The organism is Rhizobium sp. AB2/73 (assembly GCF_020871915.1).
Classification (GTDB): Bacteria; Pseudomonadota; Alphaproteobacteria; order Rhizobiales; family Rhizobiaceae; genus Rhizobium; species Rhizobium dioscoreae.
The window spans coordinates 3,326,345-3,340,011 of record NZ_CP067071.1; the positions used below are offsets into that span (position 1 = coordinate 3,326,345).

General features: G+C 55.0%; 11 protein-coding genes and 2 pseudogenes. 4 read left to right on the top strand and 9 right to left on the bottom strand.

Going from position 1 to position 13,667, the window contains the following annotated elements:
- Window positions 1-13: 13 nt before the first annotated feature.
- The 5 genes from I8E17_RS16310 to I8E17_RS16330 are packed head-to-tail and all read right to left on the bottom strand — an operon-like array spanning window position 14 to window position 4,225.
- A complete protein-coding gene (locus I8E17_RS16310; RefSeq protein ID WP_219511399.1) occupies window positions 14-2,380 on the bottom strand; it encodes a VirB4 family type IV secretion system protein in 2,367 nt (788 codons plus the stop codon).
- Entirely contained in the window at window positions 2,373-2,711 is a 339-nt protein-coding gene (locus tag I8E17_RS16315; RefSeq protein ID WP_113367162.1) for a type IV secretion system protein VirB3, read from the bottom strand. The genes I8E17_RS16310 and I8E17_RS16315 overlap by 8 nt, the downstream gene beginning before the upstream one ends.
- A 4-nt stretch (window positions 2,712-2,715) precedes the next feature.
- Entirely contained in the window at window positions 2,716-3,018 is a 303-nt protein-coding gene (locus I8E17_RS16320; protein ID WP_219511397.1) for a TrbC/VirB2 family protein, read from the bottom strand.
- Window positions 3,015-3,683, bottom strand: coding sequence for a lytic transglycosylase domain-containing protein (locus tag I8E17_RS16325; RefSeq protein ID WP_219511497.1), 669 nt, complete (start codon window positions 3,681-3,683; stop codon window positions 3,015-3,017). The genes I8E17_RS16320 and I8E17_RS16325 overlap by 4 nt, the downstream gene beginning before the upstream one ends.
- A 2-nt stretch (window positions 3,684-3,685) precedes the next feature.
- The gene (locus I8E17_RS16330) at window positions 3,686-4,225 is read right to left on the bottom strand and encodes a hypothetical protein (protein WP_219511395.1); all 540 of its coding nucleotides are present in this window, start codon (window positions 4,223-4,225) and stop codon (window positions 3,686-3,688) included.
- A 99-nt stretch (window positions 4,226-4,324) separates the two neighbouring features.
- Between I8E17_RS16330 and I8E17_RS16335 the strand changes: the two genes are divergently transcribed.
- A complete protein-coding gene (locus I8E17_RS16335; RefSeq protein WP_113352901.1) occupies window positions 4,325-4,678 on the top strand; it encodes a MarR family transcriptional regulator in 354 nt (117 codons plus the stop codon).
- Window positions 4,679-5,011: 333 nt separating this feature from the next.
- On the opposite strand, the gene I8E17_RS16340 is transcribed toward I8E17_RS16335, so the two are convergent.
- Window positions 5,012-5,425 (bottom strand): LysR substrate-binding domain-containing protein, encoded by a 414-nt coding sequence (locus I8E17_RS16340; RefSeq protein WP_229002034.1) that lies wholly within the window; start codon window positions 5,423-5,425, stop codon window positions 5,012-5,014.
- Between the two features lie 102 nt (window positions 5,426-5,527).
- Between I8E17_RS16340 and istA the strand changes: the two are divergent.
- From istA to I8E17_RS16355, 3 genes and pseudogenes are all read left to right on the top strand, one after another.
- A pseudogene (gene istA / locus I8E17_RS16345) lies at window positions 5,528-7,051 on the top strand (IS21 family transposase).
- Window positions 7,029-7,763: an IS21-like element helper ATPase IstB gene (gene istB / locus I8E17_RS16350; RefSeq protein ID WP_003501246.1), complete on the top strand. Its 735-nt coding sequence runs from the start codon at window positions 7,029-7,031 to the stop codon at window positions 7,761-7,763. The pseudogene istA and the gene istB overlap by 23 nt, the downstream one beginning before the upstream one ends.
- A gap of 130 nt (window positions 7,764-7,893) precedes the next feature.
- On the top strand, window positions 7,894-8,514 hold the full coding sequence (locus tag I8E17_RS16355) for a hypothetical protein (protein WP_219511393.1): 621 nt from the start codon (window positions 7,894-7,896) through the stop codon (window positions 8,512-8,514).
- A gap of 63 nt (window positions 8,515-8,577) precedes the next feature.
- Here the strand turns inward: I8E17_RS16355 and I8E17_RS16360 are convergent.
- The 3 genes and pseudogenes from I8E17_RS16360 to I8E17_RS16370 form a co-directional block, all read right to left on the bottom strand.
- Window positions 8,578-8,745, bottom strand: a pseudogene (locus I8E17_RS16360) (YecA family protein); the annotation flags it as partial.
- 103 nt (window positions 8,746-8,848) lie between these two features.
- Complete coding sequence (locus tag I8E17_RS16365; protein WP_219511391.1) at window positions 8,849-9,961, bottom strand: glycosyltransferase family 1 protein; 1,113 nt, start codon at window positions 9,959-9,961, stop codon at window positions 8,849-8,851.
- Between the two features lie 22 nt (window positions 9,962-9,983).
- A complete protein-coding gene (locus I8E17_RS16370) occupies window positions 9,984-13,664 on the bottom strand; it encodes a glycosyltransferase (RefSeq protein WP_219511389.1) in 3,681 nt (1,226 codons plus the stop codon).
- Window positions 13,665-13,667 lie beyond the last annotated feature (3 nt).

The following is a 13,667-nucleotide window of genomic DNA, read 5'->3' on the forward strand; positions in this document are numbered from 1 at the left end:
CTGCTCTGCGCCATCAGCTTGCACTCCTTGTCTGTTGGAATATCCGCAGCCATTCGTCCCGGTCATCGCCAAGCTCTGCCCGGATCGCCTCGGCAAGTTCCACGTTTGCCGTTCGCCCGGAGAGGATTGCGAGCTCGTCGCCAAAACCGTTGAGATTGAGCTCGGCGACAACGCTGTTGTGACCCTGTTTAACGATAAAGCGCCGGCTTTCGGCGGAGAGCTCGCGGGCAACCAACTCGAATTCGCGTTCGGTGAGCTTGAAGCCACTGACATAATCGTCTCGATCACCGCGGGAATTCGGTAGGAAAACCTGGGTTGGGCACTGCTCGATGATCGTATGCGCGATCGGTGAGTTGATGGCGTCTCGCGGGCTTTGCGTGGCAAAGAGCATCAAGCCGTTCTGCTTGCGAATGGTCTTGAGCTTATTCTGGGCAAGATCAAGAAAGCTCTCGTCCTGCAGCGCCTTCCAGAACTCGTCGATAACGATGATGATCCGTCGGCCATCGATCAACTGTTCGACCCGATGGAAAAGATAAGCCATCAAGGGATTGCGGATTTCCTCATTGTCGAGGAAATCGGTCATGTCGTAGCCGAGAAATTTGGCGCCCATACCGATCTCATCGGCCTCGTTGTCGAAGACCCAACCAAGCGGCCCGCCTCTCTCCCACCGACGCAGGCGCGCCGCGATCCCTTCCGGATCGGTATTGTTGAGAAAGGTGCGCAAAGCGCCGATCGTGCGCTGCTCTTTCGGCAGATCAGCAAGACCATCGATCGCCAGCGCGATATCGCTGACATCGCTGACCGCAAAATCACGCGCCGCCGCTCCGGCTAGCTTGGCGATAAATCGTGCCAGGAATATCTTGTTCTCCGGTGTCAGCTCTAAGGCTTTCAGCGGTGCACATCCGGTGGGAAGCCCGTTCTTCAGCGGCAAATAAGTACCGCCGGCAGCCCGGACGAAGAGGTCGGCGCCACGATCCTTGTCGAAGAAGACCATGTGCGGGTCATGCTTTTCGAGTTGCGATAGCATGAAATTGAGAAGTACCGTCTTGCCAGCACCCGACGGACCGCAGACGAAGGTGTTGCCGAGATCACCATAGTGGAAATTGAAATAGAACGGCGAGCCCGACGCCGTCTTCAGCATGGCGACGGCTGGTCCCCATTCGTTACCGTCCTTCCTGCCCATGGGATAGGAATGAAACGGAGAAAGTGCTGCAAAATTCCGCGAGGTGATTGCACCGGAACGGGCCCGATACCGAAAATTACCGGGCAATTGTGCCCACCATGCAGCTTCCAGCCCTAGATCCTCACGCGCCACGACGGCGCCACCATTGGTCAGATGCGAGCGCACCTTCGCAAGATTGTCAGCAAGGTCTTTGACAGATGAAGCGAAGACCCCGAGGGTCAGATGGTGTTCGCCGAGCACGAAACGGTTCGATTCCAGCTCGTCCATTGCCGCATCAAGCTCTTCAATTTGGGAGGCTGCCTTGTCGAGCGCACTCACCATTTGGTTCTGCTTGCGGCCCATGATAGTGCGTGCATCGGTTTTGGATCTGAACGCGAAGGACTGGGTGAGGATCAGCTCGAAAGGTGCCGCCAGAATGCCGTCCAGCATACCGCCGCGGGTTCTCGCCGGATATTCCTTGAAACCGAACATGCCCGCATAACGGCTTGTCCCTTCATCACGGATCTCGACGGTCTCCCGCCCGAAGATCACACGATCGGAATAGATCGCCGACGAGACCCTGCCTTCCGTCAATGGGATCGGTTCTCGGCGGCCGCCGATCAACTGATGCAGCACCTCGCTCAGTTCGGAAAACAGGATGCCGTTCTGATCGTAGAGCGACAGCACGCGGGGGCCGAAGCGTCTCAGTCCGGCAGTGACATCGGTTACCTTGTCCCGCAAATGCTTCAAGCTGCCCTCATCGAGCTCGACAGTAGCTCGTTGGGCCTTGCGAAGACGTGGCAACAGATTTGCAAGCCGTTCGGCTGGATCGCGTCCGGGATGCCAAAGCAGGGAGAGATAGAGATCGTTGCGGAATAGGTCTTCTCTCACCATTCGCTCGCGATATTTGTCATTCAGAGCTGCCGAGAAGGGATTGGTGAATCCACCGTCGGGATAAGTGTTATCGCGGCGGCGGATGAGGTGGGTCCAGATTGCTAGACGCTCGTCCGCAATGTTGCGGTAGAGCGTGTTGAGATCGCCCTGCAGGCTATTCAAATCGATAGGATCGATTGTCTCGAACGATACGCCCTCCACAGCGATCATCGCTAGCAAAGCCCTGGAATCGAGCGCGATCACGGTCTCGTCCACGTGCCGGACATAGGGAATGAAGGTTTCCGGCTCGAGTTCACGGGATTTGAGACGGGACACATTAGGCATGGCCAAGGTCCCTTTCGTCATAGTGTCGCACCAGCCTCAACGGCGTCAGCGAAGCACCCCTCCAATAGGCGCCGTTGCGCGAACGACCGCGGGTTTCGATCCAGGCCAGCAGAATGCGGAACATGTTGTGGTCATGCTTGACGAGTGAGCGAAAAATGAAATGAAAGACCACACCGACAAGCCCATAGGCAATCGAGCCAGCTACAATGTAGAGGATAGTCGTCAGCATAATGTTGACGCCCATGGCCTCCATCGTCACCCCGGCGATCATCGCCGGCCGAGTGCAGGCCAGGAACAGGGTATCTTCCTCAAGCAAAACCCTCTCCACCATGATCTCAGCCCCCGGAAATCGTGCTGACGATCTGCGAGGCGCCAAAGAGAATGCCGATACCAAGCACAACATAGGCGGCCTTGCGAAGATCGAGATAGCCGAACATCCAGGCGATACCGACGATGATGACGGCGATCGTTGCCAGGAGCTTGGCAACGTTGCCGGTGAGCAAGGTGACGATATTCTGCAGAACCGTCTCGATCCCGCCGGCGCTCTGCGCGAAGGCTGGCTCGATCATGGCGATCGAAAGGACAGTTGCCATCGCAACGGTGGCACCAAATGCACGAATATTGATCCTCGATATCATTCAGACTGCTCCGGTTGATCATTTTGGAAGACCAGCGCGGATGATTGCCGCGCTACATGGAAGACATCCCAAGACGGTGGTTTCGCCGACCGTTCGAGCGAAGGCTTTTCCTCACCGTTCAAGGACAGATCATTGGTCTGGAGTTGGGAAACCGTCGGCCGCCGCGCACTCTGCCCTATCGCTATGGTGGACAGGGTCTTCGAGAGCCGCTTGGCCTCGCTTTGGACCTGATCGTCATACTGAGCCATCTTTCCGACCGAAGGATCGGAGCGCCCGTAGTAGGATTGCAGCATCACGCGCTCAGCCTGTTGCAATGTCGCGCCGGCGCGCACGGCCAAACGATAATAACCATCGAGCAGTGTCGCCGTTGCCTTGAGGTTGAGGCACGGATCGAAGGCATCCGCGATACTGAGATCAAATTTGGGCAATTCGGCGATGCCAATGCCGCCAAGCCCTAGCTGGACATCTTTATGCTCCGCCATCAGCACCGTTGCGGTTTCGACCGCTTCGGCTTTGTTCTTTGGCTGTTCATGGAGAGATGAACTTCCTCGCACCCGAATATCAAAAGGCTGGAACTGGCTTTCGAGACTGACAACCGCTGCAAGCGTTTCGATCGCGATCGCCGGCGCACAGGTCTGGGCAAGATCGGTGAAGGAGACGGCCATGATCAGTACCACACCCGCTGGTTTCCAACGCCGTCGATGGTCACATCGACATAATGGGGCTCGGATCGCGCATTCGGCCGCGCCGTCGGATAGCCCATGCACTGTACGTTCCGGCCATCCCGCTGCCAGCGTGCCGATATCACCAGCCCGTCGTCTCTAGCGCTACCATCACGGCCGGAAGCGCAATAACCGCCGTCAACCTTGGAAAGGGTTCGCGAAACGCAGGTCTCCTGTTGGCCGCGCTCACCATAGCGTGTTGTCAGGCGATAGCTGTCATCGCAGAAATAGGGCTCGTAACCAGGACGCGATGCCCGGAAGCCAACGCCGTTGCAGGTGGGAAAGGAATGCCCCTTGGCAAGCTCCTGCCAGAGCTTGTTGATCGGGGGACGGCAGGCGGCATATTGTGTAGGCCCACCTGGATTGGAAAGGCACAGGATAACCTGACATCCCCAATCATCGGCGCGCGCATGCCGCTCGGAAATGAGGTATAAAGGGATGCAGCCAGCAAGGGCGAAGACTGTTCCAACCAGAAGGCGTTTCATCAGCATGATCCTTCAATGTGGCGATATTCAACGATCCGTCCGGCGACGAATCTGACGTCGGTCATAATTTATAGTGACTTATATAATGCAGTTAAAAAAATGACAAGTACCCTAACCACGCAGTGGCACAGTCTTTCGTTCGCAGCCTTCATCCTGCATGAGATCATGGATCATCCGCAGGAGGACGAGACACCGCAATCCCGGCTGAAACAGGTCGGTATGATGAGTGTTCTCTACATCATGAACCAAGCTCACCAGGCACTAACTATCTCGAATATAGTCGAAATTACAAAGCTCACGCGCATGGGCGTGACGGAGACAATCGAGCCACTGGTGAAGCGCGGGATCCTGACGGAGACATTCGTGAAGAATTCCATGGGGCGCGGCAAGGCCCGTCAATTTGAGATCGCGCCGGAGATTTTCGAGAAGCTGCGGAGCTTTCAGGGAAAATAGTTGGGTTGAGAAAGCGCATTCACAGCGAATTAAATAATATCAAAGGCGTCAGTTTGATTCTTGACCGGTCTTAGCCGATGAGTACCTCGCCGTCTACGATCGAACTTTCTCTTTGTCCGAGCGGTAGGAAAAGCTTGGACGCACTCTTCCTGCGCACATTACGACACTGGCGGGAGCTCAAAGGGTATCCATCTGGGGTGATGCAATCATCCAGAACCTGGGGAATATCAACACCGACAAACGCTAACATGGAAGATTGGTCTACAGCAGAAGGTGAGGCAGGCTAACAATGCTGATACAGAACATACCGTGCCTACATTCTTCCCTTTATGCTTATGAACCGAACGCAGCGGCTAATTCGGCGACGGTCAGCTGCATGGCTTTACTGAGCTGGCGCCCCTTCTGCCAAAAGGCAACGTAGTGGTAGATTGCGCCCGGTTCGAACGGACGAGAATCCAAACCGAACAGCTCGTACTCTCTCGCGATGACGTTGTTCGTGATTGATATTCCAACGCCGGCTGCGACAAAGCCGGCATCGTGCCCGTTTGCGTCATATTCAACTGCCAGATCGGGCTCCACCCCCATGTAACGCAAGGCATTGATGTTCATCTGGTGCGCTGAGAACTGCGGCTCAATGTCGATCAGCGCCTCACCTATGATATCCTCCGGCGTCACGAGATCCTTTTCAGCCAGCCGATGCCCCGCCCGAAACAGGCAGACATTCCTCGCGATGGTGTGATTAGGCATGGAATAAGGACCCCGCATTTGGGGTGATCGGCGTCCAAACGGGACCCCCATCTGCGATGGGGTTACAACAGCCTCCGGTTTCATCGGAGGCTTTTTATTTGGATGCTTGTTGTGGAGACAATTCTAAAGATACGTCGACTTTCCCGTGTGCAGGGCAAGTCGATCAAGGCGATCTGCCGGGAGCTTGGCATATCGCGGAAAGTGGTGCGGAAGGTTCTGCGCAGCGATGAGACGGAGTTCAAATATGAGCGGACCCGTCAACCTCAGCCGAAGCTCGGGCCCTGGCGCGATCAGCTCGATGGAATGCTGCTCGCCAATGAGGCCAAATCCTCTCGCGAACGGCTGACACTGATCCGGATATTCGAGGACTTGCGCGACCTCGGCTACGAGGGCGGTTACGACACAGTCCGGCGCTACGCCCGAACCTGGGCGAAGGAACGCGGCTCCGTAACGGCGGAAGCCTACGTGCCGCTCTATTATGCGCCGGGCGAGGCTTACCAGTTTGACTGGAGCCACGAGATCGTCGTGCTGAACGGCGTGACGACGACGGTGAAGGTGGCGCATGTCCGGCTCTGCCACAGCCGGATGATGTATGTGAGAGCCTATCCGCGCGAGACGCAGGAGATGGTCTTCGATGCCCATGACCGGGCGTTCGCGTTCTTCGGCGGGGCCTGCACGCGCGGCATCTACGATAACATGAAGACCGCGGTGGAGACGGTCTTCGTCGGCAAGGAACGGCAGTACAATCGCCGCTTCCTGCAGATGTGCAGCCATTACCTGATCGAGCCGGTGGCCTGCACGCCTGCGTCGGGGTGGGAGAAGGGCCAGGTCGAGAACCAGGTCAATCTGGTGCGGGAACGCTTCTTCACGCCGCGGCTACGCTTCAAATCCTACGATGAGCTGAATGGCTGGTTACTGGACAAGTGCATCAGCTATGCCCGCGCCCACAAGCATGTCGATCAAACGGAGCGCACGATCTGGGAGGTGTTCGATGGGGAACGGCCGCACCTGGTCGGCTATCCCGGCAAGTTCGACGGCTTCCACGCAGTGCAGGCCTCGATCGGCAAGACCTGCCTCGTGCGTTTCGACAACAACAAATACTCGGTGCTGTCCACGGCAGTCGGCCGCCCGGCCGAGATACATGCCTATGCCGATCGCATCGTCATCCGGCAGGATGGCGTGGAGATCGGCCAACACGATCGCTGCTTCGGCCGTGGCGAGACGATCTATAATCCGTGGCATTACGTGCCGGTCCTGACCCGCAAACCGGGAGCGCTGCGCAACGGTGCGCCATTCCACGACTGGGTTTTGCCCGCCGCCATGGAGAAGGTGCGCCGCCGGCTGAAGGCCATGCATGACGGCGACCGGCAGATGGTGTCGATCCTCGAATGTGTGGGCCTGGACGGACTCCCCGCCGTCGAAGCGGCCTGCCAGGAGGCGCTCGATCAGGGCGTATTCTCGGCTGCCGTCATCATCAACATCCTGGCCCGCAAGCGTGATCCGCAGCCGGCCGCCATCCTTTCCATTCCCGACGTGCTTCGCCTGACCCACGAGCCTCTGGCCGATTGCGCCCGTTACGACAGCCTTAGGAGGGCAAGCTGATATGGAACGATCCCAAATCCTTGACATGATGGGCACGCTGAAGCTGTTCGGCATGCGCAGCGCCTATGACGAGATCATGGCCTCCGGCATCAAGCGGCAGCACGAACCGCCACGCATCGTCGGCGACCTACTTCAGTCGGAGATCGCCGAGAAGCAGGCGCGCTCCATCAAATACCAGATCACCGTCGCCAAGCTGCCGCTGGCCAAGGACATCGACGACTTCGACTTCACCGACACGCCGGTCAACGAAGGGCTCGTGCGCCAGCTTGCGACAGGAGCCTTCCTCGCCGAGCAGCACAATATCGTTCTGGTCGGCGGAACCGGCACGGGGAAGTCCCATTTGTCCATCGCGCTCGCACGCGCCCTAATCCGCAACGGCGCACGCGGCCGCTTCTTCAACGTCGTCGACCTCGTCAATCGGCTCGAGACGGAGGCACGTAGCGGAAAGCAGGGGCGGCTGGCCGACTTCATCACCAGGCTCGACTTCGTCATCATGGACGAACTCGGCTACCTCCCATTCGCTCAGGCCGGCGGCCAGCTCCTCTTCCATCTGATCAGCAGGCTCTACGAGCGGACCTCGATCATCGTCACGACGAACCTGGCGTTCGGCGAGTGGCCGGCCGTCTTCGGCGACGCCAAGATGACCGCCGCCCTCCTCGACAGGCTAACCCACCATTGCGAAATCGTTGAGACCGGGAATGAATCCTGGCGCTTCAAAAACCGCTCTCAAAGCTAAAGCCGAAAAGACAAACAACCCGCGCCCGCAGGCCCCTGCGCTAAATGGAGAGCTCCGGGCCTACGCGCGCTGACCCGATGCAACCAGAGGCAGGGGTCCCTTTTGGGAGCCGATAAGGGGTCCCGTTACGATGCCGATTGACACTGGATTCGAATGTCCCGATCAGCGGAAAATTGAACTTCAGCCATTTATTCGAGAGCTTGAGCGACTGCCATATGTCGACGTGGCGGACAATGACCTGTTTGCAACAGTTAGGTTGCGGCCGCAGTTCTCAGCTGAGGCGAGCCGGCAAACGCTAATAGATGCTGCCTTCGGAGATATCCGCTATCCAATTGAGTTTGGCTTAGGCCTAGAGAACAGTTCATTTATCTTGGAAGAGGGGTGGCACGCTTTGGAAGAACACCACGTTTGGTCGCAGACATTCTCAAAGTTGGTCCTTCCAGTGCCGAGCGACTGCGGCATCGGACAATGTTTTGCGATTCTTCATTTCAGTGTGTTTGGCGCCAGTAAGCAACGACCTACAGAGGCTGAGTTCGAAAGTCAAACTGGGGACGGTAACTGGAATGAGAGAATTATCTCAACAAGCCAAGATAACAATAAAATTGCGGTGCCCTTGGACGGGAGGAAACCTTACCAGGAAATAATGATCAAAGCTCCTAACGCAACGTCCCCACAAGCGCTGTCAGGTTCGCCCGATGACCGCGTGTTGGGCGTTGGAATCCTCAATGCCTATGTGGAGCGCATGCATTGAAGGTGAGCGCAACGAATGGCCCACGACTTTCGATTGACTAAATGGGTTTCTGACTCTGGGTAAGAACTTCTGCTTTGCCCGCTTCGGCATAAAGTAGGTTCGAATAGTGGCGAGCGCTTCGGCGACGGCAGCAGCATCCTAGCGGGTCGCTTTCCGTTTTGTCTCGCCGAGCTTGCGGATGGGCGCGATGATATCGCCAGTGACGGTATGACCTCGAAGGGCCGGCTGCCAATGGGCCAGAGCTTACTTCAAAATTGATTATTGCAACGGGGAAAGGTCACCCGCCCTTCCGAAAACATGGGTATCATGAGCCGTCATTAAAATCCGCCAACCGTTAACGCTTGGTGCCATAGGACATTAAGTCCAGCATCGCATATGCCGCCCTGTCCCAGTCGTATTTCTCGGACTGCTTTCGGCCAAGCTCTCCCAATCGTTTGAGTTTTCCCGAGTCTTTCAGGAGACTCGTAAGCCCGGTGGTAATTGAGTTAACACTGCGAGGGTCCACAAATTCTCCCGCACAGCCCGCAATCTCGGGCATAGATGAAACATTGGAGGTTAATACCGGCACGGATCGGCTCATTGCCTCCACCAACGGGAGGCCAAAGCCTTCGTAGAGAGACGGCATCGCAAGGCATGTCGCAAAGGAGTATAACGTTGATAACTCTTGCTCCGTTACATAACCCGTCGCTTTCACACTCTCTTTAAGACGCAGCCTGTCGATTAATCCTGCGAGATCCAAGTCACCCCATCCTTTACCACCGACCAACACCAGTTGATGCTGTTCTTTCAGATCTTCTGAAAGTAGCGAAAAGGCCTCCAGAAGCCGGTGGAGATTTTTGCGCGGCTCCAAAGTACCAACAAATAAGATATAAGGTTTGGTAATTTGCCATTTTTTTAGAAAAGAAACCGATAGGCTCGGAGGTAATTTAGAAATACCTGGATAGATCGTTGATATGGAAGCATTCATGGTGGGAAAGATAGAGAGAACATCGCGCTGCGTGCTGTCAGAGACGCAGACCACGGCGTCAGCCCGTTTCAACGCGAGGGGCATAAGCGTCGATTCTGTTAAGTGACTGAGGCGACGCATTGTATGGCCAGCAAAATACCAAACAAGATCATGCACTGTTACCACCTTGAATACTCGCGGCGGCAAACCATAGGGCAGCCGATGGGTAGGTCCCCAAAAAACATCAATATTATCTGTCGCTGCCCAATATGGCAAAGCCGTTTCTGCCCAGAGCATTCTACCTACTCGGCTAGCACCTAAGCTCAGGGTTTTTGCTTCATAGTGTCCTCGTTCACTTTCCAAGGCGAACAATATCGGAGAGGGGCTATAAAGACGGAGATCTGCGCCTGCGCGCAATAATGCATTGCACATTTCGTGGGTATATCGCCCAATTCCCGTCAACGGGATTGAAAGCAGGCGAGCGTCAACTCCGATCTTCAATTGTCGGCTCCCCAAAGAACACTTAGTGGTGAGTGCCGTGAAATTTCTCTTGATGCAGCGCCTTTAGTATCCCCGCCAACCGGCGGCCGATCGCCGGATAGGAATGAGCGTATCGCCAGCGACGTGCCTCGTTCATGGTATGGCGGAATCTTTCGTCGCCGGCGCCAATGCTCGCACGTATCGCGCTAAGCCCTGCGGCGATTTCTAAAGGAGAAACGCCGGGAAGCTGGAAGACTGCATTCGATACATCGTCGAAAATTGAAAGTGGCGTGACGGCAACTGGTTTCCCCGTAGCAATGCCGTATCGAACAGCACCACTCGCTGATTCAGCTGTGTTCTGATAGGTATAAGCAATGAGATCTGCCGAAGAAAGGAGGCGGAGACTCTCGTCATCCGGCAAAAAGTCGGTGTAAAACTCAATTGCCGAAAGCAACCCCAGCCGGCGTGCCAATGCCTTCGCCTCCGCAATGAGCTCCGCTGAAACTGGCGCTGGATACTCTGCGTTGACCAGTCGGAGGCGATAATCAATTCCGTTGCGACGCAGGATGTGCAGCGCCTCAATCAATTCGGGAATTCCCTTATTAGGCAGGAAGAAACCGTAAGCTGCGATCATGAAACTCGATTGCGAACTTGATGCTGCCGAATAAGGCACAGGCATGCTTACGGGATCAGAACTCGAAAGAACTCCGTGTGGTAGCAATGCAACGTTGTCGAGAACATCTATATTCTTAAGCCGATTGAGGTCATTAATTGAATGCACGAGAATTCGCTGGCAGCGAAGCAAAGCCGGCTTGAGATCAGCCAACCGCTTCTCCTTATCATGTTCGGGGTCCACGGTGGCGTGCAACGTTATCACGACTTGGGTGCCTAAATCCATGATCCGATTTAAAAAGCTGCAGAGATGATGAATATTATAGAAGCCATAGTTGAACTGAAGGACGACAATATCGAACTTATGCAGCTCGATCTGCTGCGCGAGTTCTGTGAGATCGTCGTCATTGCCTTCTTTCCAGCAACGAATTACATTTTCCGAATCCACCCCCAGCGCTGTATGGATTTTCGGCGCGAGTACTACAACGGGCATGCCCAGAACTTGCAAGAGGTGGTTTGAGTAGGTCGCAATGCCACAGCGCTGATTATAGGTAGTAACCCAGCCGATCTTCGGTTCCGAAAAACATGGATTCAATACAAACCGCCGCGCCGCTTCGACCTGCCGCGCGGCCACATCGCTCCATTTATGCGACTCCAGCAATCGCTTTCGCAAAGCCGACGTCCTTGCCTGCCGTTGCTCTGCCGGCTCAGCGAATACCTTACGCATCAACCGCGCTAGATGGTCGGGATCCGGCTCCGCCCAGACGCTATTCTGAACACCGGAATGAGTGGCGGCCGGAGCAAAATGGAAGTCGATCAAATCGACTTCGGTAGAATCGCAAAAATCCAGCTGGCCGCTCCAACCGGTTGTAATCACGGCCGTACCACTCAGCGCAGCCTCCGCGAGCGGAAGACCATATCCCTCTGCTCGGCTCGGTGCGACCAGAACATCGGATTGATTGTAAACAGCCTTCATCTGTGCGTCGGTTAGATCATCGAAAATGATTGTGACGTCGGGATAATCCGGATGGCGCGCACGAGCCTCTTCCAACCAGTGCTCGATCTCGTTATGCGGATTGCGGAAAGTTTTAACGATCAGAATTACATCGTCTTTGGATGTAAAGGCACGACCATAACTTTCAAGAAGGACGTCTGCTCCCTTGCGAGGAAAGCAAGAAGAAACATGTAGGAATGTGAAACCACGTTTGACGACACTATAGTTTTGATCGGGATTGACAGCTATCCAGTGGTCAACGCCGTTACCCACCACCGCTAGCGGTATAGAAACACCATTATCAATGAGCAGCTTTCGCACATGCTGAGATGTGACGGTAGCGAACTGCAGACTTTCGTTGAAGCTCCTAACAAACTCTTCAGGGAAGCCGGTCTCCTCCCAGGCATAATTATGAAGAGCATTGAATTTGCCAATCATATCCGAGACACGCGGGGGATACATATTGCGGCTGACAATGTCGACTTGGTCCAAAGCTACCGTGCTTGCCCGATCATACATCGAACGAAGATCAGCGTTTTCAATAAGAAACTGTTCGCCTGGAGGAAAATCACCTGGACCCTCCGATGACCAAAGATCGACGAACTCACCGTGAGCGGAAAGCGATCGAGCCATCTCACGATTAACCAATGCAAGGCTATAACTGGAGTCGAATGGACCTTCCAACCGCCAATGGATTGATTTCGAGAGGGCTCGCAAACGCACGCGTTCTTCAACTGCTCGACGATTATCTGCAATAGCTTGTGACAATCGCAATAGATCTCGCTCGTCTGGCCGGCCGATCGAAGAATCAATGGCCAATATCGCAGCAATTAGTCGCGACTCACAATTCTCAAGGCGATCCCGGACATCTGCCCACGAAAGTTCTCTCGTCTGTGGCTCGTTCGCGAATCGTGAAATACCTTCCAGGGCACGCTTAGCGCTTGTTTGCCAGGAGAACCGTTTAGCTTGCTCCCGCCCGTGTTTAATCAGCCGCTGCCGGAAAGCGTCATCGTTCAACACATGCTCGATTTTAGACGCTATATCCTTGACAGAGGTCGGATCGAACAAAGCCTCGGAATTGCCCAACACTTCAGGAACGCTGGAAATATTAGCGCCGATAACCGGCGTGCCGCACTGCATTGCCTCTAGGACGGGAAGGCCGAAGCCCTCATGCAAGGAGGGAAAAACGAAGGCACGGGCAAGGTTATAAAGCTCGATCAGATCGTCATCTGATACGTAACCAGTAAAGAGCAACTGCCGTTCACCGAGCTCCAAGCGTTTTGCCTGTTCCTTCAACGCCCAAATTTCGCCATCAGGCATGCGCCCAGCCATGACCAACTGATATCCATCGCGCAGAGCAGCAGGCAGAGCGGCAAAAGCACTCAAGAGCCTATCCAGATTTTTTCTATGATCGGCACCCCCTGTATAAAAAAGGAATGGCTTGTCTATACCGAAATTCTTCAGGAGGAGTTTCGCCCGGGTGTTGCTAATCTCCTTTTTGCAAAATTTCGCGTCAGCAGCTTCTGAAGCATTGAGCACTTTATCTGGCGAAAATCCGAGGAGACTGACAGCTTCCGATGAGGAGGATTCTGAGATGGTCAACAAACCATCCGCCTTCTTTATCTCTTCAACCTTGTTGTAGTAGAAAGCCTCATAGCCATTCCCACTGGAAAGGTAGTTTTCTTTGTAGATCAGAGGAATGAGGTCGTGCAGCGTAACGACAACGGGAATGGAGGAGAATCGACGGACACTTAGAACCGCATCGTCGATAAACCCCTCAAAAAGGCTAGGGCAGAAAACCACATCAGGATGCAGCCCCTCAATAAACGCCTCACGGAGGAGCGCAGAAGCAGCAAATCGCCAAGCATTTTGTCGGTTTAGCCCAGTTGTCGGCGTTACAGTGTTGAAAAAATGAATCTTTTCATCCGGTAGATATTCTTCTAGCCTACGACGAAGCTCGATAATGGTCTCAGGAAAGGCTTTGCTCAGCAAGATGTGAATATCGTGGTCTCCGCTTTCACGGATCATCGCCAAGGTTAATGCGATAGTATAGCGACCAATGCCGCGCAGCCTGCTTTCGGTTTGCGCTCCCTGCAGATCGATTAGGATACGAGCCATTTG